The following is a 24,391-nucleotide window of genomic DNA, read 5'->3' on the forward strand; positions in this document are numbered from 1 at the left end:
ATGAAAAAGATCGTAATTGCTGCTGGTATCGTTGCTGCTACTGCTATGTCTGGCTCTTCCGCTATGGCGTTCGACGGTACTGTTAAATTTACTGGCGAAATTGTCGATCAGGCTTGCACCGTAAACATCGGTACGGATAACACCCTGACCGTTGATATGGGTAAAGTATCGAAAACTGCATTCACTGGCGTAGGTACTGATGCCTCCACCACCAAATTCACCATTAAGCTGAAAGACTGCCCGGCAGCGGTAACTTCTGCAAAAGTGAAATTTGATGGTGCGCCGGATGCGTCTGACTCCGCTCTGCTGGCGCTGGATTCCGCCTCTGATGCAGCTAAAGGCGTTGCCATTAAGCTGATGACTGTTGATAAAGAAGCTCTGCCGCTGCACAGCGTTAATGACTACAGCTACAAACTGTCCAGCACTGAAGAAAACAATCTGGATTTCTATGCAGCGTATCGTTCTACGTCAGCGACTGTTACCGCGGGTAAAGCAAACTCCGTTGCTAACTTCACTGTTAACTACAACTAATTTCTGAGGGTATTTCCCTCAAAAATATGCACAGGGCCGATTCCGGCCCTTTTTATAGAGGTTTTAAAATGAAATTCTTTCAGAAGACGGTATTAACAGCGCTAACGCTGGTTTCGGCAATGCATGCCGCTCAAGCGGGCGTTATTATCGGCGGCACGCGTGTAATTTATGATGGTAATAAGAAAGAATCTTCTCTCAGCGTCAACAACCCTGATACCGTGCCCTATTTAATTCAGTCATGGGTGGAGGCGCCAGATGGGGGTGCTGAGAAAGCTCCTTTTATTATTACACCGCCGCTTTTTCGGCTCGATAAAGGCCAGCAGAATCTGATGCGTATTGTGCGTGCGGGCGCGTTGCCGGAAAATAAAGAGTCAATGTACTGGCTCAATATTAAGTCCATTCCTTCAGCGGAGCGTCGTGATAATACGCTACAAATCGCCGTTAGAACGCGTATTAAAATAATTTATCGCCCGGTCGCGCTTAAAGGAGAAACACCGGAAGAGCACGCCGATAAATTGCAGTGGCGCGCTTCGGGTAATGAGGTTCTGGTGACCAACCCAGGGCAATATTATATGAATTTCAATGAAATCAAAGTCAATGGCGCTGCGCTGGATGATGTGACTTATGTTGCTCCAGGCGCCACGGCGCACTTTCACCTGCCGAATGGTGTAAGCCACGGTAGCGTGACGTTTAAATTAATCAATGATTATGGCGGCGTCGGCGAAGCCCATAAAACCAGCATTTAATTAACGCCGTAATTAATAAATGTGAGCTCAAGGAAAGGTCTGGAGAATATTAATGCGTAACAAAAGCAGGGATGGCTATTTTAAGCCAGCACGTCTGGCGGTACTCATCCCGATGGCGCTGTCAGGCGTAATGACAACAGGCTACGCGCAAGATTACTTTAACCCTGAACTACTGGAATTAGATAACCCAGGTATGAAAGGGGCGGACCTCTCTTCTTTTGAGTCAGGCTCGCAGGCACCCGGGACTTATCGTGTTGATGTAATCATTAACGATCAAACCGTCGATACCCGTGAAATTAAATTCCGGACTGTTAAAAGCGCCAGCGGCGAAGAAAAACTGGAGCCTTGCCTTTCGGTCGCTCTGCTTCAGAGCTACGGCGTAAAAACGCAGCTTTTCCCTGAGCTACAGGCTGACAGTGAATGCGCGCGTTTATCCGCCATTCCCAAAGCGTCCTCAGAGTTTTTGTTCAACACGCAGAAACTGATATTGAGCATACCGCAGGCAGCCCTATCGCCGCAGGCGCGTGGTTATGTCGATCCGGCGTTATGGGATGAAGGTATTCCCGTAGCGATGCTGAATTACAGCCTGAGCGGCGCGAATAACTATGCCGATAAAGGCGGTAACAGCAACAGCCAGTACGCTAACCTGCGTCCGGGCGTAAACCTGGGGGCCTGGCGGCTTCGCAATTACACCACCTGGAACCGCGACGATAAAGGCAAGGATAAATGGGACACCGTCTATACCTATCTGCAGCGCAACATTGTGCCGCTAAAAGCCAAACTGGTGGCGGGCGACAGCTCCTCGCCTGCGGATGTGTTTGACAGTATTTCGTTCCGTGGTGCCCAGATAGCCTCCGATGATGACATGATGCCGGAATCGCTGCGCGGCTACGCCCCGGTGGTACGTGGCGTGGCTCGCACGAATGCGCAGGTCGTGATTCGGCAGAACGGTTATGTCATTTATCAGAGCTATGTAGCGGCGGGCGCTTTCGAAATCACCGATATGTATTCCACCGGCGGCGCGGGCGATCTCAACGTCACGGTAAAAGAGGCAGATGGCAGCGAGCAGCACTTTGTCGTGCCGTTTGCCTCGCTGCCGGTATTGCAGCGTGAAGGGCGCCTGAAATATGCCCTGACCGGCGGTCAGTATCGCTCATATGACAGTAGCGTCGAAAAAACCCCGTTTGCTCAGTTAACCGGGATTTTCGGCCTGCCGCACGGTTTCACGCTGTATGGCGGTCTCCAGGAGGCCAGTAAATACCAGGCGCTGGCCTTAGGGCTCGGCAAAAACATGGGGGCCATCGGCGCCATTTCCGCTGACGTGATTCAGGCGTGGTCGCGCCTCAAAGGTTTTGATAAGAGCAGCGGCCAGTCCTGGCGGATTCGCTACAGTAAAGATTTCGTGGAAACCGGCACGAACTTTGCGATTGCGGGCTATCGCTATTCGACAGCGGGCTACTACAGCATGCAAGAGGCGCTTGATTCTTACAGCAATAATCAGGCCGTCCTGGATCGCCGTCGAAATCGTGCCGAGCTTAGCGTCAGCCAGTCGCTTGGGGGCTCTCTGGGTTCACTGACGGCCAGCGCAGTGCGCGAAGATTACTGGGGTCAGAATAAAACTATGGAGTCTTATAACCTCGGTTATAACAACTCCTGGCGGGGTATCAGCTATGGCCTGACTTACACTTACAGTAAGAACGGCAGCGCCGGTAACTACCACAACAGCGTCAGTTACGATAAAGACCAGATTATTGCGCTCAATATCAGCGTGCCGCTGGATCGCTTCCTGAGCAATACCTGGGCGAACTACAGCATGAATACCAGTAAAAACAACGGCACCACGCACACTGCCGGTATGAGCGGCATGGCGCTGGAAAACAACGCGCTGAACTGGAACGTACAACAAGGCTACGGCAGCGATGACGTCGGCTACAGCGGCAACATGAACGCCGATTATAAAGGGACTTATGGCGAGGTGACGGCAGGCTACAGCTACGACAAGAGCGGCGAGCGCCTGAACTATGGCCTGCAGGGCGGCATTCTGGCGCATGAAGACGGCGTCACGCTGTCGCAGCCGCTGGGTGAAACCAACGTGCTGGTCAAAGCGCCAGGCGCGGGCGGCGTGAGCATTCAGAACCAGACGGGCGCGAAAACCGATTTCCGCGGTTATACCACGGTCAGCAATATTTCACCGTACCGTAAGAACGATGTGACGCTTAACACCGAAAGTATGCCGGATGATGTCGATCTGGAATTGACCAGCCGTACTGTCGTACCAACCCGAGGCGCCGTCGTGCGCGCAGAGTATGTGGCCAATGTCGGTTTGCGCGTCCTGATGACGCTGCTTCAAGCCAACGGCCAGCCGGTGCCGTTTGGTGCGACAGTGTCTGTTGCAGGCCAGCATAATCAGGGCTTTATTGTAGGCGATAAAGGGCAGGTGTATTTAACCGGGCTTGAGCCACACGGCACGTTAAAAGTGACATGGGGGAATAATGATGGCGATAGATGCCAGGTTGTATATTCTCTACCTAACAGTACGCAAGGTAATAATATCTTAACAGCTAATGGTCAATGCCATTAATTACGGCGATTTTAACTCTGAACAGCCTCGAATATAAAGGTTGTAAATTTCGTGGCTATCATATTCGCTAAACAGGTGCGTGATGAAAATTATATTTTTTTTATTAGTGAACTGCATGGCTTGCTCTTGCTTTGCGGCTTGCATGGGATACCCAACATTAACTGACTCCTTCAGCTTCGATGATGTTGTAGTGCAAAGAGATCTGCCTATAGGATCTACGATTAAATCTGTCAATTTTAACTCTACAGGGGGAGCGATTGGCGAATGTGATGGCTCAGGAGGGCACGAATTTGAAGAAATGACTTATGGAGCTGCCACTTCTATTTCTCATGTATATGCGACAAATCTGCCCGGGGTAGGCATTCGTATTCTTCTCTGGAAAAGCGATTATCCAGAATTACCGGCCAGGACCCGGTATTTAAGCAGCTTGGTCGTTCGTGATGGCATGAGTGCTGCTGATTATCATATTGCTGATCTAGTAAAAACAGGTGATATTACTTCAGGTCAGTTGACACCAGGGCAGGTGGCAAAGGTTTATTTTAGCGAAAATCCTGCGGTTCCAGGTTTGGTTATTCAGATGGGTAACAGTTCTGTCACTCAAGTTGCCTGTTCAATTACAACGCCAAATTTAAACTTCCCGATCGGTGATGTACCTGTGTCTAAATTTGGTTCTTCGCCAGGAACGATTCCAGTCGGGGCGCAAAGCACACAAAATCTGGGGCTGGATTGTGAGGCGGGGGCCAATATTAACGTGAGCCTGAGCGGCACGCAAAATCCAGATGTGAGTGACACCAGTGTACTGGCACTGACCGGGCAGGGTTCCAGCGACGTGGCTGGAGGAGTAGGCGTACAGTTACTTTATAACGAATCGCCACTGAAGTTGAATAACCGTATTTTATTAAAGCAATCATCCGGTGGACAAGAGACGTTCCCAATTATAGCTCGTTATTACCAGACCAAAAAAACGGTCACGCTCGGTAAAGCTAATGCGTCCGCTACGCTGGATCTGACTTATCAGTAATTGAAGAGATGTTTTGAAGAAAGGTATTAATCATGAGAAATAAATTAATTGCTGGCGCTCTGTTTAGTACGCTGGTTTCACTCGGCTGTTATGCCGGAGATCCGGTAACAATTAATGTGACCGGCAATATCATCTCTGCGCCTTGCACTTTCGATACTTCAGCGTCAACGCTAAATATTGATTTGGGAGAAAAAGGTATCTCTGACCTTGCCAGTGCAGGCGCAGAGATGCCCTATAAAGTGTTTAGCCTGGCAATGAAAGATTGCCCGGCAGGTACAACGAAAGTTACAGCCACCTTTACAGGCACTGATGATACATCGTCAACGGTCGGGAATGGCTTTAAAAATACAGGCACTGCAACCAATATGGTGGTTCAGATTAAAGATAATACCTCTTCTGACTGGACCTCTTCATTTAAAAGTGGTGACAGTATGACGGTGAATGTTAATACATCGGATAACACCGCTAAATTTGATTTAGCGACCCGGGCTTATACGCCGACAGGCTCCGTGAACCCCGGGACGATTAATGCCAGCATTGTTGCGAATTTCACATATCAGTAAATCAACGCAGCAGGAAATTATTACTGTCAGATGTAATAAATAACGGACAGGTTTTTATTGGTTCGTTATTGATATCTGCCGGTTGCAGGAGAGAATATGCGACACGTTTTTTTATATGCATCGCTTGTACTGTTAGGTAGTGGTTATGCCACGCTGAGTCGGGCCGAAACGGTTATTAACATTCATGGCAAAGTGACAGCTAACCCTTGTACCGTCGATGCGGATACTGTGGATAAACAGATCGATTTGGGGACATTCTACCGTTCGCAATTGACCACCGCCGGGCAGGGCAGCGACTGGAATGATTTTTCACTGCTGCTAACGCAATGCCCGGTAAGCACAACATCGGCTACGGTGACATTCAGCGGTACCGCGGATACTGACGACGCGACGGCGTTTAAAAACAGCGGCGACGCTGCCAATGTCGCGCTTCGCCTTAGCAGTGCGGACCATGCCACGACGTACAGTAATGGGGGCTCAATGAAGGTGACGATTGACGCTTCCACGAAGAAAGCCACGTTTCCGCTCTCTGCACGTATATTTACGCCAAAAGGCGGTGCGGGTGCCGGGAGTTTTAATTCGGTACTTAACGTCGATTTTACCTACGAGTAAAGCCGTCCTGTTGACATACGGGATGTAAAAGAGATATCGAAAGAAAATAAAGCCTCATCTCGTCGTCGCCCGCGATACGGTTTTAGCAGTGCGACAGGTAATAAAAAACGGCCTCCTGAGAGGCCGTTTTCTTTTTTACTGCTGTGGAACCAGCTGCGGCGCGGTTTGCGGCACTGCGCCCGGTTCCGGCGTCCCCTGAGGCTCTGGCGCGGTCAGGCCTGGCATACCGAACATGCCGACAAACTCCGCCAGTGGCATTTTCTGCCCGTTCAGGTTGACCTGGCCGTTGGCGTACTGAAGGCTGGTAACGATGCTGTTGTCCTGCATCGTGGTGATGCGGAACATCTGGCCCATCGCCGCGAGGCCCTTCACCTGCTGCGCCGCCAGCTTCTCGGCGTCCGCCTGCTGGTAGCCTTCCAGTTTCGCTACCTGCGTCATCATCTCGGTCGCCATATCTACCGGGATCACCAGCTTGCTGTCGAGGGTTTTCACCACGCGATCCAGCTGCTCGGCAGGCGCGTCCTGCGTCGCGCTGACCGGCGCCTGGCTCGGATCTTTCAGGAACAGCGACAGGTTAAAGGTGCTTTCGCCTTTGGCGTTTTTCCAGCTCAGCGGCGCGATAGTGATAACCGGGTTGCCTTTAAGCAGCAGCGGCAGGGACGAGAGCAGGATTTCGGTGGCCTGCTGCTGGTACTGCTCCGGATTATCCATAATGCCCGGCTGCGCCATCAGCGCGCGGCTGCGCTCGTTATACTGCTGGCTGAACTGGTGCCACGCCTGACCGTCGATGTTGCCGATTTTCAGCGTCATTTTGCCGCTGCCCAGATTCTGGTTCTGCACCTTCAGGCTGTTCATGACGTAATCCATCTGGCTGTCGATGCTCTTGCCATCTTTCGCCACTTCGGATTTGCCGTTCAGGCTGATGCCTTCCAGCAGCGCCATCTCCTGGCCTTCAATCGCGATAGCCAGTTTGTCGAGATCCAGCTTCTGCTCGCCGACGCGCTCGTTAAAGGTGGTCATTTTGGTATTGCCGTCAGCTTTCAGGCCATTGAAAGTGAGCTGAACGTGCTGGCCGTACTCATTGACCGCGTTAACGAGGCCGCTTCCGGCTTCACCTTTCAGGCTCACTTCATTGCCGTCTTTATCGGCATCCAGCTGGAATTCGCCGCCGCTGAACGACACTTTCTCATCCGGCGTGTCGTAGTTCAGCGCCTGGAGCTGGATATCGCTGGAGGTTGCGCCGCCGTAGCCGATGCGGGTCTGGACGTCAGCGAACGATTTACCTTTCGCGATATCAAACAGCGCTTTGGTCGTGGCGTTGTTCACAAGCGTGGTATGCACGGACGCCATTGCGGGCAGGATATTGAGTTTTTTCAGATCGGCGAGCGGGAAGGGGCCGTGGCTCACCACCTGTTCCAGCACCACGCTCTGACCCGGCTTCAGCAGGGCTTGCTGCTGGCCTGCCGCAGGTTTCACCACCAGTTGCAGATGACTGCTGAAAATCCCTCGCTGGTAATCCTGGTAGCTCAGCTCAAGCCCCGCCTGCGGCGCGCTGCGCTTAAGCTGCGCGTTGGCTTCGGCCACCATTTCGCCGACATGTTTTTCAAACTGCTTACCGGTGTACCACGCGCCACCTGTCCAGATAACCCCGAGAGCGACAATCACGCCCACGGCGACCAGCGATTTTTTCATGATTCAGTTCCCTTAAAACGAAGCCAGACGGCGGTCCGTCTGGCATGACTGGCAAAGATGTTACCAAGCTTAGCAATCCTTGCTTAAAAGATCAGTAACTTAGTTGAGCTTATTATAGACGCGCGCAAGACGCCCCACGCCGCTCGCGTTGACCGGCGATTCATTCGCCGCCACGAAGGCCGATTCGCCCGGTTTCAGGGTCAGACGCTCGTCTCCTTTGCTGAGCACCGCTTCGCCCTCGACACAGAACAGAATCGCGGCGCTCTCCTGCGCCAGGCGCTGAGGCTGCGACTGAAGATCGTGCAGCGAGAAGGCGAAATCCTCGACCGGGATCGGGAATTCCAGCGCCGCGCCGTCTTTTTCAGGCTGCGTCAGCAACTGCGCCGCCGGTTTGGCGACAAACTTCACGTTGGCGACCAGCTCCGGAATATCGATATATTTCGGGGTCAGGCCCGCGCGCAGCACGTTGTCCGAGTTGGCCATAACTTCCAGCGCGACGCCCTGCAGGTAGGCGTGCGGCGTTTCAGCAAACAGGAACATCGCCTCGCCGGGGTTCAGTTTCACCACGTTCAGCAGCAGCGGGGAGAAGAGACCGCTGTCGTCCGGGTAGAACTGCGCGATAAAACGAATGGTGTCCCACGGCTCGCCCTGCTGGCTCGCGACGGTCGCTTTCAGCACCGCCAGCGCGCGGGATTTCTCCTCGCCCTGCATATTCAGCAGCCCGGCGAAGAGCTCGCGCAGGCGGTCGGCATTCGGCTCGGCCAGGAAATGCGCAATAGCGGTATGCGCGCCCGCGACCGGCTGCAGCAGGGAGACAATCTCAGAAAACTCACGAAACGCGTTCATGGCGAGGAACGGCGTCAGGGCGAAGACCAGCTCCGGCTTGTGGTTCGGATCTTTATAGTTGCGCTCGGCGGCATCCAGCGGAATGCCCGCCGCGTTTTCGCGCGCGAAGCCTTCTTCGGAGGCCTGCTTGTTCGGATGGACCTGGATTGAGAGCGGCTGGTCGGCGCACAGCACTTTAAACAGGAACGGCAGTTCGCCGAAGCGCTCCGCCACCGGCGCGCCGAGCAGGGCGGTTTTATCCGCGTCAATCACCTCGCGAAGCGCGGGGGCCTGGCCCTGCGCATCCTGAATTTTCGAGCTGCTTTTCGGGTGAGCGCCCATCCACAGCTCCGCCATCGGCAGGCCTTCCGGGTTCGCCACGCCATAGAGTTCCGTTAACGCCGTTTTGCTGCCCCAGGCGTAGTTTTGCACCGAGTTAATGAGTTTCTGCATGATCAGTCCCTGTATTCGAAGGAAAACATTTTTCGGTATTAAACCAATAAAGCGACGCGAAGTAACCCGGCTGGGTAAAAAGTCGGTTTAGTCTCAGTTTTTGTTAAAAAATTGTGTACGATGTAGCGACTCGCTTTTTCATGCCGCACACGGAATCAGTGGCGGAACGACCTATTTCTTAACTGTAGCTGTAAGTGAGAGTGCAATGTCTGGCAAACCCTTCTTCTGGCAAGAGCCTTTTCCACTGAAAAAGGACGAGACCGAGTATTACCTGTTAACCCGCGATCACGTCTCCGTTTCCGAATTTGAAGGTCAGGAAATCCTGAAAGTCGAGCCGCAGGCGCTGACCCTGCTGGCCCGCCACGCCTTCCACGACGCCTCGTTTATGCTGCGCCCGGCGCACCAGCAGCAGGTGGCGGATATCCTGAGCGACCCGGAAGCCAGCGAAAACGACAAATATGTCGCGCTGCAATTCCTGCGCAACTCGGAGATTGCCGCCAAAGGCATTCTGCCGACCTGCCAGGATACCGGCACCGCCATCATCATGGGCAAAAAAGGCCAGCGCGTCTGGACCGGTGGCGGCGATGAAGCCGCGCTGGCGCAGGGCGTCTACGAGACCTATACCCAGGATAACCTGCGTTATTCGCAAAACGCGGCGCTTGATATGTACAAAGAGGTCAACACCGGCACCAACCTGCCGGCGCAGATTGACCTCTACAGCGTTGACGGCGAAGAGTACAAATTCCTGTGCATCGCCAAGGGCGGCGGCTCTGCGAACAAAACGTATCTGTACCAGGAAACCAAAGCGCTGCTCACCCCTGGTAAACTGAAAGCGTACCTGGTAGAGAAAATGCGCACGCTCGGCACCGCGGCTTGTCCGCCGTACCACGTGGCGTTTGTGATTGGCGGCACGTCGGCGGAAGCGACGCTGAAAACCGTTAAACTCGCCTCGACCAAATATTACGACGGCCTGCCGACCGAAGGTAACGAACACGGCCAGGCGTTCCGCGATGTCCAGCTGGAAGACGAGCTGTTGCAGGAAGCGCGCAATCTCGGCCTCGGCGCGCAGTTCGGCGGCAAATATTTCGCGCACGATATCCGCGTGATCCGCCTGCCGCGCCACGGCGCGTCCTGCCCGGTAGGCATGGGCGTCTCCTGCTCGGCGGACCGCAATATCAAAGCCAAAATCAACCGCGACGGCATCTGGATCGAGAAGCTCGAAAACAACCCGGGCAAATACATTCCTGAAGCGCTGCGTCGCGCAGGCGAGGGCGAGGCGGTGCGCGTCGATCTCAACCGACCGATGAGCGACATTCTGGCGCAGCTGTCGCAGTACCCGGTCTCTACGCGGCTGTCGCTCTCCGGCACCATCATCGTGGCGCGCGATATCGCGCATGCGAAACTGAAAGAGCGCATCGACAGCGGCGCGGGGCTGCCCCAATACGTGAAAGATCATCCGATCTACTACGCGGGCCCGGCCAAAACGCCGGAAGGGTACGCCTCCGGCTCGCTCGGCCCGACGACGGCCGGACGCATGGATTCTTACGTGGATCTGCTCCAGGCCAACGGCGGCAGCATGATCATGCTCGCCAAAGGCAACCGCAGCCAGCAGGTGACGGACGCTTGTAAGAAACATGGCGGTTTCTATCTCGGGAGCATCGGCGGCCCGGCGGCGGTGCTGGCGCAAAACAGCATCCGTCATCTGGAGTGTGTCGAATATCCGGAACTCGGCATGGAAGCTATCTGGAAAATCGAGGTTGAAGATTTCCCGGCGTTTATTCTGGTGGATGACAAAGGCAACGATTTCTTCCAGCAAATCCAGGCCGGGCAGTGTTCGGCGTGCCTGAAGTAACGTAAACGACCCTGATGCAGGCCGGGTAAGGCGCAGCCGCGCCCGGCCAGTCAACCGCAAAAAGAGCGCACAAAGCGCCATACAAATTCTCTGAAGCCATCAATACTTATTCCTGAAGCATGCGAGCAATCCCATCTTTGTTATCAAGGAGAAAGTAATGACCGCCTACCGCAGTGAAAAAGATTCCATGGGCGCTATCGACGTGCCGGCAGATAAACTCTGGGGCGCGCAGACGCAGCGTTCGCTGGAGCATTTCCGCATCTCCACCGAGAAAATGCCGACGGCGCTGATTGAGGCGCTGGCGCTGACCAAACGCGCCGCCGCTAAGGTCAATATGGATCTCGGCTTACTGCCCGCTGAGCGTGGCGACGCCATCATTAAAGCCGCCGACGAAGTGCTGGAAGGCGCGCATTCTCTGGAGTTCCCGCTCGCCATCTGGCAGACCGGTTCCGGCACCCAGACCAACATGAACATGAACGAAGTGCTGGCCAACCGGGCGAGCGAGATCCTCGGCGGCGAGCGCGGCATGGCGCGCAAGGTGCACCCGAATGATGACGTCAACAAGAGCCAGAGCTCGAACGATGTCTTCCCGACGGCGATGCATGTCGCCGCGGTTATCGCGCTGCGCGAACAGCTGATCCCGCAGCTAAAAGTGCTGCATAAGACGCTCAGCGATAAGGCGAGCGCGTTCAGCGATATCGTGAAAATTGGCCGTACCCATCTGCAGGACGCCACGCCGCTGACGCTCGGCCAGGAGATCTCCGGCTGGGTGGCGATGCTTGAGCATAACCTGAAGCATATCGATAACAGCCTGCCGCATCTGGCGGAGCTGGCGCTCGGCGGCACGGCGGTCGGCACCGGGCTGAACACGCATCCGGAGTATGCGCAGCGCGTGGCGCAGGAGCTCGCCGCGTTTACCGGCCAGCCGTTCGTCACCGCGCCCAATAAATTCGAGGCGCTCGCCACCTGCGACGCGCTGGTGCATGCCCACGGCGCGCTGAAAGGGCTCGCCGCCTCGCTGATGAAAGTCGCCAACGATGTGCGCTGGCTCGCGAGCGGTCCGCGCTGCGGCATCGGCGAAATCTCGATCCCGGAAAATGAGCCGGGTTCTTCCATCATGCCGGGGAAAGTGAACCCGACCCAGTGCGAAGCGCTGACCATGCTGTGTTGCCAGGTGATGGGCAATGACGTGGCCGTCAATATGGGCGGGGCGATGGGCAATTTTGAGCTCAACGTGTTCCGCCCAATGGTCATTCATAATTTCCTGCAATCGGTGCGTCTGCTGGCGGACGGCATGGAGAGCTTTAACCATCACTGCGCTATCGGCATCGAGCCGAACCGCGAGCGCATCAGCCAGTTGCTTAACGAATCGCTGATGCTGGTGACGGCCCTGAATACTCACATCGGCTACGACAAAGCCGCGGAGATCGCCAAGAAGGCGCATAAAGAGGGGCTGACGCTGAAAGCCTCCGCGCTGAAACTCGGTTATCTCAGCGAGGAGGAGTTTGACGTCTGGGTACGCCCGGAAGAGATGGTGGGCAGCATGAAGCCCTGATCAGGGCGCGAGGTAAAGATGCAGGCGGGGGATCATCATGACGAGTTCTTCCGCCTGCGGCTTATAGCGGTGCTGTACGTTTTCCGCATCATAGTTCAGCAGTTCGCCGATATCCGGCACCGCGCCGCCGCGCGTCTCGTGACACAGCACAATCAGCGGCGACGGGCAGGCGTATTGCACCTGCCGCTGGTTTTGCGCGTACCAGACGCGCGCTACCGGCTGCACTTTCACCGGACGCTTAATTTTCAGTCGCGCCTTTTGGGGGAGCGCGGCGATATCGTTGTACTCCTGCGTGAGGCGCGCATGCCACTGCTCTTTGGTTAACCCGCCCACCGCGCGCGGCGCTTTCAGCCCGCGCTCCAGCGTCGCCAGCACCTCATCGCGCGTCAGGTTTTTAATAATGTGTTTATTCGCCCAGCCGAAACGCAGCGTGGCGGGGTTGTCCAGCACCGTCAGACGACGATAGGCGTTGAGCGTAATCAGCCCCGGCAGATAACGGTGCACCCATTCAAAACGCTGGGTGGAGGGCAGGCCCGATTCCACGGTGATAATCTCTTCCAGCTGCGTTTTCAGCGCGTTGATTTTCTGCGCCAGCGCGTGCAGCGCCTGGTGCTGCGCGTCATCGACGCTAAAACAGACTGCGCCCGGCAGGCGCACTGCCGCTTTACTGCTGCGCTTTTCCGACTGCTGCTGGATAAACAGGTGCGTAAAGTGACGCAGCGCCGCCTCCTGCGCCTCTTTACCGATTTTTTGCGTCACCGCAATGGTGAGCAGGGGATCGTGCTCTTTGCCTTTTTCCACCTCGGGCAGGCTGAACACCCGCGCCGCCAGCAGACGACAGGCCGCGAGGCCGTCCCGCATTTCCATTAATGCATGTTCCAGTTCGCGAAAGGTGACGTTAAGGCGTTCAACGAGATCGTAACGGGCCATGATGCGCTCACATTAGTTACAACATACTTTATGTTTAGCACAATTTCGCCCGGTTTGACTATAACGAGTTAAACGCCGGGCAGGAAAAAAGCGGGCGGGATGTGGGGGGAAATGGTGGGGTAATGGAAATGGTGGGTGCGCTGCGCTTACCCACCCTACGTATTTACGTACGCGTTAAGAACGTCTGTAGGGCGGGTAAGCGTAGCGCACCCGCCGCAAAACGGGATATAACGCAAATGCTGTTAACCGTAGGGCGGGTAAGCATCGCGCACCCGCCGCAAAACGGGATATAACGCAAATGCTGCTAACCGTAGGGCGGGTAAGCATCGCGCACCCGCCAGATAGGCCATAACCGTTACGCGCTTTCTGATGGCATCGCCACCACCGGCCAGCGAAAACGAAAATGCGCGCCGCCGAGGTCGCTTTGCGTCACGCTCACTTCGCCACTCATGGCCGTCGCGATGGAATGCACAATCGCGAGCCCCAGGCCGCACCCGCCGGTGGCGCGATCGCGGCTCGGATCGAGGCGCACGAACGGCTCAAACACCCGGCTGCGCTCATCTTCCGGAATACCGGTGCCGTCATCTTCCACTTCAAGCGTCGCCTGCGCGCCATCCAGCGACAACCCGATCCGCAGCCGCTGCTCGCTGTAGCGCAGCGCGTTATTCACCAGGTTATCCAGCACACGCTCCATCAGGCGCATATCGAGTGCGCCATAATCGCCTTCATCGACGCGCGTGACGATAAGCTCGCGCTCCGGGTGCAGCAGGCGCACATCGTCAACATAGTCATGCAGCCAGCGCGGCAGCGCCGGGTGCGTCAGATGCAGCTCGGTTTGCGGCCGGTCAAGCCGCGCGTAAGTCAGCAGCTCCTCAATCAGCGCTTCCAGCTGGCCGATATCGCGGTTCAGCGCCTGCGATTCTGACGCGCTCAGGTTATCGCTCATCTCCAGCCGGTAGCGCAGCCGCACCAGCGGCGTACGCAGCTCATGGGCTATCCCGTCAATCAACTGTTTTTTACTGACAATCAGCGCGTTAATGTTGTTCGCCATCTGGTTAAACGCCACGCCGAGCCGCGAAAAACTCGACGCCTTATCAAAATGAATACGTTCATCCAGATGTCCCTCGCCAAGCCGCTGCGCCGCCGACTCAAGGCGCAGCATCTCCTGCCAGTGCGGGCGTATCCAGATAAACACCGGCAGCGCCAGTGAAATCGCAATCAGCGCAATCAGAGCGATATCCAGAAGACGCATCTGATGCAGGAAATAGAGATAGGGCACGGGGCCGACGGCCAGTACATAGTGGCTGCGCGGGATGCGCTGGATAAACGTATATTCGTCGTCCAGCGCCACTATTTCGCCCTCGCGCAGGCGGCGGCTGTTAATGTCATCAAGGTGAAACTGATTCATCGGCTGAATGCGCAGCTTAAATGACAGGTTCAGATCCAGCTCTTTGATGGTTTTATTCCACTCGTGCGGCGGGATCTCACGCAGTTCGCTGCGCATCAGGTAGAGCGAGCTTTTCATCAGGTCGTCCAGCGACTGACGCCCGGCGCGCTCGGCGGTAAATTTATAGACCAGCCCCACCAGCATCGTCATCACCAGAAAACAGACAAACAGCAGCAAATAGAACTGAATAAAGAGTTTTTTCATGAAGATATCTCACGCCTGCGGCGCGGTTACGGGATAGCCGATGTCGTATGCGGAAAGTGCGCGGCCAGATGATCGATAAAGGCTCTGACCGCGGGCGGCAAACCGCGACGCGTGGTAAACACCAGATGCACAATCCCGCGCTGTCCCTGCCAGCCGCGATAAACATGCACCAGCTCGCCGGTTTTCAGCGCCTGCGCGCAGACGTGATCCGGCAGCAGCGCAATTCCCAGCCCGGCGATGGCCGCCGCGCGGATCGCCGTAAAATCGCTGCAGCTGAGCCGCGGCTGATGGCGAATCAGACACCGTTTTCCCTGTTCATGTTCCAGCGTCCAGCTCAATTCGCCGGGTTCGTCGCTGGTGCCAAGCGTCGGGTGGCAGGCGAGGGTGTCGATGGCGCCGCTAAGTTTACTCGCAAGCGTCGGGCTTGCCACCAGAATGCGGTTCGAGGTGCCCAGCGAGCGCATGATCAGCTCGGCGTCGCTGGTGAGTTCCGTGCGCACGCGCAGCGCCACATCCACGCGCTCTTCAATCAAATCGACAGGGCGATCGATGGCGATCATTTGCAGCTTCACCTGCGGGTAGCGGCTCATAAAGTCGGGCAGCAGGGTCTGGATAATTTCCACCATGCCCGTCGGACAACTGAAACGCACCACGCCCTGCGGTTCCTTACGCGCCTGGGCGATGACCGCCTGGGCTTTTTCAGCCTCCAGCAGCATCGCCCGGCACCGGTCGTAAAACGCCTGGCCAATATCGGTGACGCGAAAACGGCGGCTGGAACGCTCAATCAGCCGCACGCCAAGCTGCGCCTCAAGGCCCGCCACACGGCGGCTGAGCTTCGATTTCGGCTGCTTAATCGCCCGGCTGGCGGCGGCGAAACCGCCGTGGTTCACCACTTCGGCATAGTAAAAATAATCGTTAAGATCGGGATGCATTATCGTTCCTCAGACAGAACGCAGGGTGCCATTTTGTCCTGGTACACAGCCTGATGGGAAGCGCTTATTCTCAGCCCATGACAGAGGTCATCATTCACTGAGGATAAAATCATGAACGCACGTTTCACTAATAAAGTCGTTATCGTTACCGGAGGCACCAGCGGTATCGGTCTTGCCACCGCTAAAGCGTTTGCCGATGAAGGCGCGCATGTGTTTATCACCGGGCGTCGGCAGGCGGCGCTGGAGAGCGCGCTGCAACAATTAGGTGACAACGTCACGGGTGTGCGCGGCGATATGAGCCAGCTTGCGGATATCGACCGCCTGTATGAAGCGGTGCAACAGCGCCACAGCCATATCGATGTGATTGTTGCCAACGCGGGCGGCGGCGAGCTGGCGCCGCTCGGCGCGATTTCGGAGGCCCATTATCATGAAACCTTCGATACCAACGTCAAAGGCGTGCTCTTTACGGTGCAGAAGGCGCTGCCGCTCCTGCGTGACGGCGCCGCCGTGGTGCTGACGGCGTCTACCGCCGGTTCCAGCGGCACGCCCGCGTTCAGCGTTTACAGCGCCAGCAAAGCCGCAGTACGCAGTTTTGCGCGCAACTGGATACTCGATTTGAAAGACCGCCATATTCGCGTGAACGCCATCAGCCCGGGGCCGGTTAACACGGCGGGACTGAATGAACTGTTTGGCGGCGGCGACCAGGCCGAAGATGTTAAAAACGAACTCACCGCGCAAATCCCGCTCGGGCGCGTCGGCCAGCCGGAAGAGATAGCCAAAGCGGTGCTGTTCCTGGCGTCGGACGAGGCGAGCTTTGTGAATGGCGTCGAGCTGTTCGCCGATGGCGGGATGGTGCAGATTTAGCAGCCAGCGCCGCGCGGGGAGCGCGGCGCGTACGTTACGCCTCGCTTTCCCAGGCGTGCGGCGCGAACAGATACCCTTTGTTGCGCACTGTTTTTATACGATAAGGCTCGGTTGCGCTGTCATTAAGCTTTTTACGCAGCCTTGAAATCGCCACATCCACGCTGCGATCCAGCCCGTCATACGTCACGCCGCGCAGGTTTTTTAACAGCGCGTCGCGATCCATTATCTGCCCGGCATGGGTTGCGAGCTCCCACAGCAGGTCAAAATCGGCGGTAGAGAGCGCCACCTGTTCGCCCACGAGCGTAACCTGGCGGTTTAACGGATCGATACACAGCGTGCCGAAACGCAGCGCCTTATGGGGCTGTAGCGTCGGGGCGCTATCCGTCGGTGCAGGCGCGGCCATATGCTGGCGCAGGTGCAGACGCAGGCGCGCCAGCAGCACGGCGGGCGGCGTGGTTTTAAGGATGTAATCGCTGGCGCCCATTTCGAGCGACAGAATATGGTTCATATCGCTGTCGAGTGAGGTCAGCAGTACCACCGGCCCCGACCAGCGGGCGCGCAAATCGCGGCACAGCGTCATACCGTCTTTGCCCGGCAGCATAATATCCAGCAGCACCAGATCGGGGTTCTCGCGCTCAATAACCGCTTCGGCGCGATCGCCGCGGCTTTCGACAACCACATCGATATCGTGGCGGCCCAGATAGGCGGCGATAAGCTCGCCGACTTCCGGGTCATCTTCAACAAAAACGATCTTGCTCATAGGTTTCTGCGTTGCGGTAAAAACACCAGGATACACCGGGCCGGCGCGACGCGCCAGCAATGGCGGCTCAACAGGTTAACGCAACGGACGACCGCCGTTCACCGGGTAGCTGTGGCCGGTCACGTAACGGCTGGTAAGGAGATAATCCACCAGATCGATAATCTCTTTTTCGCCGGGGGCGATTTTCATCAGCGATTTATTGAGCGCCTTCTGGCGGTACTCCGGGTCGTCATGCTCGTTAAAGAGAATCTGCGATGGCGCGATGGCGTTCACTTTCACTTCCGGGGCGAGCTTGCGCGCAAACGAGCGGGTGAGATTATCGAGCGCCGCTTTGCTCGCGGCATAGGCGATGTATTTCGCGCTGCCGCGCTCCACGACGTAATCGGTAAAGTGAATAATATCGCAGGCGGCGTGGCCCTGGCCGCGTAGCAGCGGCTCAAGGGCGAAGTTAAGGAGATAGGGCGCATGCACATGAATTTGCAGCATGGCGTTCAGCACATCAGCGGGCGGCACAGGCGGGCTTTCATCCTGCCAGGTGCTGGCGTTGTGCAACAGCGCGCGAATATGCGTGGTGCGCGCTTTAACGGCCTCGGCAAACGCCAGAATGCCGTCGTCATGGCAGAAATCGGCTTCAATGCAGACCGCGCCCGCGTCTTCCAGCACGTCAATCGCCGGGTAACGGGTGCGGTAGCTGACAATCACATCATGCTGTTGCGCCAGGAAATGGTGCGCCAGCGCAAGGCCGATACGGCGGCCCGCGCCGGTGATAACGATGGGTTTATCCAGTTTTTTCACCATGACTCTCCTTAAGCGTTAGCGGCAGGAGATTAGCGCACCAGCATCCAGGTCGCCGGCAGCGCGGCAATCAGCAGCAGGCCGATGACGATTTTCTCCTGACCTTTCAGCGCCACGTTATCCACATGGGTGCGGCGCGCATAGAGGAAGAACACCACCCCAGGCGCGTACAGTACAACGGAAAGCAACAGATGCATCGGGCCTGAGGCATACAGCAACCATAGGCCATAAATGCACGCCCCGACAGCAATCGCCTGATGTAACGGACGCTTCGCGATTTTCAGCAGATAGGCGCCGACCAGGAAATAGGGCACCAGAATCATCTCGGAGGCGATGGTCAGCAGCGTGTTGTAATCAGAGCCGGTAGCCCAGATCAGCACCAGACAGATCTGCACGCTGATATTCGTGAGCCACAGCGAGGCCGACGGCGCGTTACGCGCGTTCTGGCGGGCAAACAGGCGCGGAAACGCCTTATATTGCGCGGCCAGCAGCGGCACTTCAGCCGCCATGATGGTCCAGCTCAGGTAGGCGCCGCACACCGAGACAATCAGCCCGGCGGCGATAATCACTTCGCCCCACGGGCCCATCATTTGCACCATCAGGCCCGCCATCGACGGGTTGCGCATCTGCGCCAGCTCCGGGCGCGCCAGCACGCCAAGCGATAACAGCGTCACCAGCAGATAGACCGCAAGCGCCGCGAGAACGGCCAAAAGCGTCGCCATGCCGACATCTTTTTTGTGCCGCGCGCGGGCGGAAACCACCACCGCGCCTTCCACGCCGATAAACACCCACAGCGTAATCAGCATGGTGTTTTTCACCTGCTCCCAGACGGGTACGCCCAGATCGACGCCGGTGAAATCCAGCGTAAAGGTCTGCAGGCGGAACGCGATGGCGGCCAGCACTACAAACAGGCCAAGCGGCAGGAGTTTAGCCAGCGTCGCCGCCAGGTTGATGCTCGCGGCGGTCTGCACGCCGCGCAGCACCAGAAAATGCACCACCCACAGCAGCACCGACGCGCCGACGATGGCCTGCCAGGTGTTGCCGTCGCCAAAGAGGCGCAGCTGCGGTGTGTCGGTAAAGAAGCTCAGCGCGGAGAAGACGATAACCAGATAAGAGACGTTGGCGATCACGGCGCACAGCCAGTAACCCCAGGCGGAACAGAAGCCGACCAGCTCGCCGAATCCTTCGCGGGCGTAGGTGAAAATGCCGCCGTCAAGATCGGGGCGCAGGCGCGTTAAGAACAGCATCGCCAGCGCCAACAGCAGGATCCCCGCGCCGGTAATGGCCCAGCCGATAAGCAACGCCGCAGGACTCGCCACCTCGGCCATATTCTGCGGCAGACTGAATACTCCGGCACCCAGCATGGAACTTAAAACAAGCGCGGTTAACGCGGCGAGGCCCAGCTTCTTTTCCATAGACAACCTGTTTTGCAAAAGGAAAGATCCAGAATAATTATTGTGCCAGAGCGCATAAAAATGGTGGATCGCACTAAGGCGCGGGATTTTACGGAGTGCGAAGCTCGCTTGCAATGCGACGTACACAAAATGTAGCGGAAAAACAAAAAAAGCGGCCGTAGCCGCTTTGTTTTGAGACTGAGTCTTACTTGTAGAGGTCGGCGCTGATGGTCATGTTGCCGCCGCGCTCTTCCCACTGACGGGTGATGTGATAGTACTTGGCGCCTTTCTTCGCGGCACGTTTTGCCACGTTGTAGGAGATATCGGTCATACTGCTGTAGTGGCCGGTGAACTTCACGCTGTCGAACGGCACCATCTGCGCGGCGGTGATTTTGTTCACCTCTTCGACTTTGGTACCGTCCGGCAGAGTGACAGTGTAACGTCCGCCTTTCGATTCCTGCGTTTCAAAGAAGCGGCCCACATCGCTGCTTGGCGAGGCGGTGGTGGCAACGCCCGGGATTTCTACTTTTTTGGCTTCTTCGCCGCCTTTAGCGAGCGCCGCGCGGCCTGCTTCGGAATCCGCTGGGATCGCGTCCGGGCTTTGCAATACGCGTTTTTTGGCGTCGGCTTTATAGATAAACGCGGTGATGCGCTGGTTGCCGCCCTGGTTGGTGTCAACCTGGCGCACAATCCAGAAAGAGGCCGCGCCTTTGGCTTTCGCCGCTTTGGTGATGGCGTCGTTCACTTCCGGCTGGCTGCGGTAGAAGCCCTGAACGGTAACGGTATCGTACGGCTCAAGCGCGATCGCCTGATCTTTCGGCAGTTCCGTCACGCCATTGATCACACGGTTTTTCGGCGCGTCGGCTTTCGGCGCGTTTTCGTGGTAGACATCGGCCACCACGCGCCAGTTGCCGCTGTTGCCGGTATCGCTGGTGTCCTGAATGTAATAAGACGCCGCGCCCAATGCGTCTGCGCGACGGGAAACGGCGTTGGCCGCTTCGTTAATGGCGTTGAAACGGCCCGTAATGACGATACGGTCAAACGGTTTCAGCGCCGAGGCTTGTTCCGGCGTTAACTCTGTCGCCGCCTGAGCGGACAGCGAAGCCGCGGAAAACAGAGCGGTCGCCAGAAGGGTATGCTTGAGCTTCATAAAAATAGTCCTTCGCCTTGCGCAAAACAGGTACTGATACAGCCTGTGTGAAATGGTTAGTCGTTGATTATTGCATTGAAAGGTGCCGGATGTCTGCGCCATTTTTCACACCTGGTGCTGCCGCTCGCGGTTTATAAATAACTTCAGGTTATGAATGGCGAAAATCGACATCTGACCACTAAAATTGATAAAGCTTATGACTTTTAAAGTTAAATCATTGTTAAATCAGTGCGTGCTGGCGGCGCAGAATCGTTTTTTCCTCCCCGGAAAGAGCGTAAACGTAGCGGCTGACCGCACATTTTAAGCAAAAATCCCTGCCAGACAGCCAGGACGCTACACTTTCACGCATTAACCGTTAAATAGTTGTCCCCGACGGTGGATCGAAGGCGTTTATTTCAGTAGGTTATAGAAAGTTTGTGACAACGATATGGATGGCGAACACCACGGCGCTGCGCTTTTTCGCCGGGCGTTTTCGTCTGCTAAGCGAGTGACAGACCATCTTAAAAATCGATGGAAGGGAATACTATGCGTATTGGTGTACCAAAAGAGCGGGTTGCGCTGGAAACCCGCGTCGCGGCGACCCCAAAAACGGTGGAGCAGCTGCTGAAACTGGGATTCAGCGTCGCGGTGGAGCGCGATGCCGGTAAGCTGGCGAGTTTCGATGACGACGCGTTTATCGCCGCAGGCGCTAGCGTCGTGGAGACCGCCGAGGTCTGGGAATCGGACGTTATCCTGAAGGTTAACGCGCCCCAGGATGACGAAATTGAGCGGTTGCGCCCCGGCACGACGCTGATTAGCTTTATCTGGCCTGCCCAGAATCCCCAGCTGCTGGAAAAACTGGCCGCGAAAAACGTTACCGTGATGGCGATGGATTCCGTGCCGCGCATCTCCCGCGCGCAGTCTCTGGATGCCTTAAGCTCAATGGCCAATATCGCCGGTTACCGCGCGATTGTGGAAGCCGCTCATGAGTTTGGCCGCTTCTTTACCGGCCAGATCACCGCCGCCGGCAAAGTGCCGCCTGCCAAAGTCATGGTGATTGGCGCAGGCGTCGCGGGCCTTGCCGCTATCGGCGCCGCCAACAGCCTTGGCGCTATCGTGCGCGCGTTCGACACCCGCCCGGAAGTGAAAGAGCAGGTGCAGAGCATGGGCGCCGAGTTCCTGGAGCTCGATTTTAAAGAAGAAGCAGGCAGCGGCGACGGCTACGCCAAAGTAATGTCCGAGGCCTTTATCAAAGCGGAAATGGCGCTGTTCGCCGCCCAGGCGAAAGAGGTGGACATTATCGTCACTACGGCGTTGATCCCAGGCAAACCGGCGCCGACGCTCATCACCCGTGAAATGGTCGATTCCATGCAGCCGGGCAGCGTGATTGTCGATCTCGCGGCGCAAAACGGCGGCAACTGCGAATACACCGTGCCGAATGAAATTTTCGTCACCCCCAACGGCGTGAAGGTGATTGGTTATACCGATCTGCCGGGCCGCCTGCCGACCCAGTCTTCTCAGCTTTACGGCACCAACCTGGTCAACCTGCTGAAACTCCTGTGCAAAGAGAAAGACGGCGCGGTCGTGGTTGATTTCGACGATGTCGTGGTGCGCGGCGTGACGGTTATCCGCGAAGGGGAAGTCACCTGGCCCGCGCCGCCGATTCAGGTTTCCGTACAGCCGCAGGCTGCCGCGAGCGCGAAACCGAAAGCCGCGCCGGTTGAGCCGCCTGCGCCATCGTCGCCGTGGCGTAAATATGCGCTGATTGCGCTCGCCATTATTCTGTTTGGCTGGCTGGCGAACGTGGCGCCGAAAGAGTTCCTCGGCCACTTCACTGTCTTCGCGCTTGCCTGCGTGGTGGGCTATTACGTCGTCTGGAACGTTTCCCATGCGCTGCATACGCCGCTGATGTCGGTAACGAATGCTATCTCCGGGATTATCGTCGTCGGCGCGCTGTTGCAGATTGGCGACGGAGGCTGGATCAGTTTCTTTAGCTTTATCGCGATCCTCATCGCCAGCATTAATATTTTTGGTGGTTTCACCGTCACTCAGCGCATGCTGAAAATGTTCCGGAAGAACTAAGGGGTAAGTTATGTCTGGAGGATTAGTTACGGCTGCGTACATCGTCGCCGCAATTCTCTTTATTTTCAGCCTGGCGGGGCTTTCGAAGCACGAAACCTCACAGCAGGGCAACCTGTTCGGCATCGCGGGGATGGCGATTGCGCTGATCGCCACTATTTTCGGGCCGTACGCCAGCAATGTGGGCTGGATAATCATCGCGATGGCGATCGGCGGGGCTATCGGTATTCGTCTCGCTAAGCGCGTCGAAATGACCGAAATGCCGGAGCTGGTGGCTATCCTGCACAGCTTCGTGGGTCTCGCGGCGGTGCTGGTGGGCTTTAACAGTTATCTGCACCATGAGCCGGGCCTCGCGCCGGTGCTGGTCAATATCCATCTGACCGAAGTGTTCCTCGGCATTTTCATCGGCGCGGTGACCTTTACCGGCTCGGTGGTGGCGTTTGGCAAACTGCGCGGCAAGATCTCTTCTAAACCGCTGATGCTGCCGAACCGTCACAAGCTGAACCTGGCGGCGCTGGTGGTTTCGTTCATTCTGCTGCTGATTTTCGTGCAGACAGAGAGCGCCGGTATGCAGGGCTTCGCGCTGTTCGTGATGACGGTTATCGCGCTGGCGTTCGGCTGGCATCTGGTGGCGTCTATCGGCGGCGCGGATATGCCGGTGGTCGTCTCCATGCTGAACTCCTACTCTGGCTGGGCGGCCGCGGCGGCAGGCTTTATGCTGAGCAACGATCTGCTGATCGTCACCGGCGCGCTGGTAGGTTCTTCGGGCGCCATTCTCTCTTACATCATGTGTAAGGCGATGAACCGTTCGTTTATCAGCGTGATTGCCGGGGGCTTCGGCACCGACGGCTCCTCCACCGGCGAGAGCGACGAAGTGGGCGAACACCGTGAAATCACCGCGGAAGAAACGGCAGAAATGCTGCGCAACTCCACGTCGGTGATCATTACCCCCGGCTACGGCATGGCGGTGGCGCAGGCGCAATATCCGGTGGCGGAAATCACCGAAAAGCTGCGCGCGCGCGGCATCAAGGTGCGTTTCGGCATTCACCCGGTGGCGGGCCGTCTGCCAGGGCATATGAACGTACTGCTGGCGGAGGCGAAAGTGCCTTATGACATCGTGCTGGAGATGGATGAAATCAACGACGATTTCAGCGATACCGACACGGTGCTGGTGATTGGCGCGAACGATACCGTCAACCCGGCTGCCCAGGACGATCCGAAAAGCCCTATCGCCGGGATGCCGGTGCTGGAAGTGTGGAAGGCGCAGAACGTTATCGTCTTCAAACGCTCGATGAACACCGGCTATGCCGGCGTGCAGAACCCGCTGTTCTTCAAAGAGAACACGCAGATGCTGTTTGGCGATGCCAAAGCGAGCGTGGATGCCATCCTGAAAGCGCTGTAATTCACCTCAGCGTCCAGAACCGCC

20 protein-coding genes are annotated in these 24,391 nt (G+C 56.7%); 11 read left to right on the plus strand and 9 right to left on the minus strand.

Translation table 11 applies throughout. The features are described 5' to 3' along the window. The 6 genes from AACV31_RS09825 (at position 1) to AACV31_RS09850 (ending at position 6,054) form a co-directional block, all read left to right on the plus strand. Positions 1-531: a fimbrial protein gene (locus AACV31_RS09825; RefSeq protein ID WP_165153830.1), complete on the plus strand. Its 531-nt coding sequence runs from the start codon at positions 1-3 to the stop codon at positions 529-531. A 68-nt stretch (positions 532-599) separates the two neighbouring features. After that, positions 600-1,277, plus strand: a complete 678-nt coding sequence (locus AACV31_RS09830) for a fimbrial biogenesis chaperone (protein ID WP_165153832.1) — start codon at positions 600-602, stop codon at positions 1,275-1,277. Positions 1,278-1,329: 52 nt separating this feature from the next. Next, complete coding sequence (locus AACV31_RS09835; RefSeq protein WP_165153834.1) at positions 1,330-3,858, plus strand: fimbria/pilus outer membrane usher protein; 2,529 nt, start codon at positions 1,330-1,332, stop codon at positions 3,856-3,858. Positions 3,859-3,940: 82 nt separating this feature from the next. Further along, positions 3,941-4,879: a fimbrial protein gene (locus AACV31_RS09840; RefSeq protein ID WP_165153836.1), complete on the plus strand. Its 939-nt coding sequence runs from the start codon at positions 3,941-3,943 to the stop codon at positions 4,877-4,879. Positions 4,880-4,911: 32 nt separating this feature from the next. Further along, a complete protein-coding gene (locus AACV31_RS09845) occupies positions 4,912-5,442 on the plus strand; it encodes a fimbrial protein (protein WP_165153838.1) in 531 nt (176 codons plus the stop codon). Between the two features lie 96 nt (positions 5,443-5,538). Next, complete coding sequence (locus AACV31_RS09850) at positions 5,539-6,054, plus strand: fimbrial protein (RefSeq protein WP_165153840.1); 516 nt, start codon at positions 5,539-5,541, stop codon at positions 6,052-6,054. 135 nt (positions 6,055-6,189) lie between these two features. Here the strand turns inward: AACV31_RS09850 and AACV31_RS09855 are convergent, their stop codons facing one another. Then, positions 6,190-7,746, minus strand: coding sequence for a YdgA family protein (locus tag AACV31_RS09855; RefSeq protein WP_165153842.1), 1,557 nt, complete (start codon positions 7,744-7,746; stop codon positions 6,190-6,192). Between the two features lie 99 nt (positions 7,747-7,845). Next, the gene (manA, locus tag AACV31_RS09860) at positions 7,846-9,024 is read right to left on the minus strand and encodes a mannose-6-phosphate isomerase (protein WP_165153844.1); all 1,179 of its coding nucleotides are present in this window, start codon (positions 9,022-9,024) and stop codon (positions 7,846-7,848) included. Positions 9,025-9,229: 205 nt separating this feature from the next. Here manA and fumA point away from each other — a divergent pair, with 205 nt between their 5' ends. Together fumA and fumC are read left to right on the plus strand one after the other, a co-directional pair. Next, a complete protein-coding gene (gene fumA / locus AACV31_RS09865) occupies positions 9,230-10,876 on the plus strand; it encodes a class I fumarate hydratase FumA (RefSeq protein WP_105580714.1) in 1,647 nt (548 codons plus the stop codon). Positions 10,877-11,033: 157 nt separating this feature from the next. Continuing rightward, positions 11,034-12,431: a class II fumarate hydratase gene (gene fumC / locus AACV31_RS09870; RefSeq protein WP_165153846.1), complete on the plus strand. Its 1,398-nt coding sequence runs from the start codon at positions 11,034-11,036 to the stop codon at positions 12,429-12,431. Here the strand turns inward: fumC and tus are convergent, their stop codons facing one another. From tus to AACV31_RS09885, 3 genes are all read right to left on the minus strand, one after another. After that, positions 12,432-13,361 carry a DNA replication terminus site-binding protein gene (tus, locus tag AACV31_RS09875; RefSeq protein WP_075198390.1) on the minus strand — a complete coding sequence of 310 codons (930 nt, stop codon included), beginning with the start codon at positions 13,359-13,361 and terminating at the stop codon, positions 12,432-12,434. Between the two features lie 355 nt (positions 13,362-13,716). Continuing rightward, complete coding sequence (rstB, locus tag AACV31_RS09880; RefSeq protein WP_161588864.1) at positions 13,717-15,012, minus strand: two-component system sensor histidine kinase RstB; 1,296 nt, start codon at positions 15,010-15,012, stop codon at positions 13,717-13,719. Positions 15,013-15,038: 26 nt separating this feature from the next. Further along, positions 15,039-15,944, minus strand: coding sequence for a LysR family transcriptional regulator (locus AACV31_RS09885; RefSeq protein WP_165153847.1), 906 nt, complete (start codon positions 15,942-15,944; stop codon positions 15,039-15,041). Between the two features lie 111 nt (positions 15,945-16,055). Here AACV31_RS09885 and AACV31_RS09890 point away from each other — a divergent pair, with 111 nt between their 5' ends. Further along, positions 16,056-16,808 carry an SDR family NAD(P)-dependent oxidoreductase gene (locus AACV31_RS09890; protein WP_165153848.1) on the plus strand — a complete coding sequence of 251 codons (753 nt, stop codon included), beginning with the start codon at positions 16,056-16,058 and terminating at the stop codon, positions 16,806-16,808. A gap of 34 nt (positions 16,809-16,842) precedes the next feature. Here the strand turns inward: AACV31_RS09890 and rstA are convergent, their stop codons facing one another. From rstA to ydgH, 4 genes are all read right to left on the minus strand, one after another. Continuing rightward, on the minus strand, positions 16,843-17,568 hold the full coding sequence (gene rstA, locus AACV31_RS09895) for a two-component system response regulator RstA (RefSeq protein ID WP_007760913.1): 726 nt from the start codon (positions 17,566-17,568) through the stop codon (positions 16,843-16,845). Between the two features lie 75 nt (positions 17,569-17,643). Then, on the minus strand, positions 17,644-18,366 hold the full coding sequence (gene folM, locus AACV31_RS09900; RefSeq protein WP_075198386.1) for a dihydromonapterin reductase: 723 nt from the start codon (positions 18,364-18,366) through the stop codon (positions 17,644-17,646). Positions 18,367-18,395: 29 nt separating this feature from the next. Next, positions 18,396-19,778: an amino acid permease gene (locus AACV31_RS09905; protein ID WP_165153849.1), complete on the minus strand. Its 1,383-nt coding sequence runs from the start codon at positions 19,776-19,778 to the stop codon at positions 18,396-18,398. Between the two features lie 184 nt (positions 19,779-19,962). Beyond that, positions 19,963-20,907: a DUF1471 family protein YdgH gene (gene ydgH, locus AACV31_RS09910; RefSeq protein ID WP_015741160.1), complete on the minus strand. Its 945-nt coding sequence runs from the start codon at positions 20,905-20,907 to the stop codon at positions 19,963-19,965. 525 nt (positions 20,908-21,432) lie between these two features. Here ydgH and pntA point away from each other — a divergent pair. Together pntA and pntB are read left to right on the plus strand one after the other, a co-directional pair. Continuing rightward, positions 21,433-22,968: a Re/Si-specific NAD(P)(+) transhydrogenase subunit alpha gene (gene pntA, locus AACV31_RS09915; protein ID WP_165153850.1), complete on the plus strand. Its 1,536-nt coding sequence runs from the start codon at positions 21,433-21,435 to the stop codon at positions 22,966-22,968. Positions 22,969-22,978: 10 nt separating this feature from the next. Next, on the plus strand, positions 22,979-24,367 hold the full coding sequence (pntB, locus tag AACV31_RS09920) for a Re/Si-specific NAD(P)(+) transhydrogenase subunit beta (protein ID WP_015741162.1): 1,389 nt from the start codon (positions 22,979-22,981) through the stop codon (positions 24,365-24,367). The last annotated feature ends 24 nt before the right edge of the window (positions 24,368-24,391 follow it).

It is taken from the genome of Cronobacter sp. EKM101R, from assembly GCF_963888145.1.
Taxonomy (GTDB): domain Bacteria; phylum Pseudomonadota; class Gammaproteobacteria; order Enterobacterales; family Enterobacteriaceae; genus Cronobacter; species Cronobacter turicensis.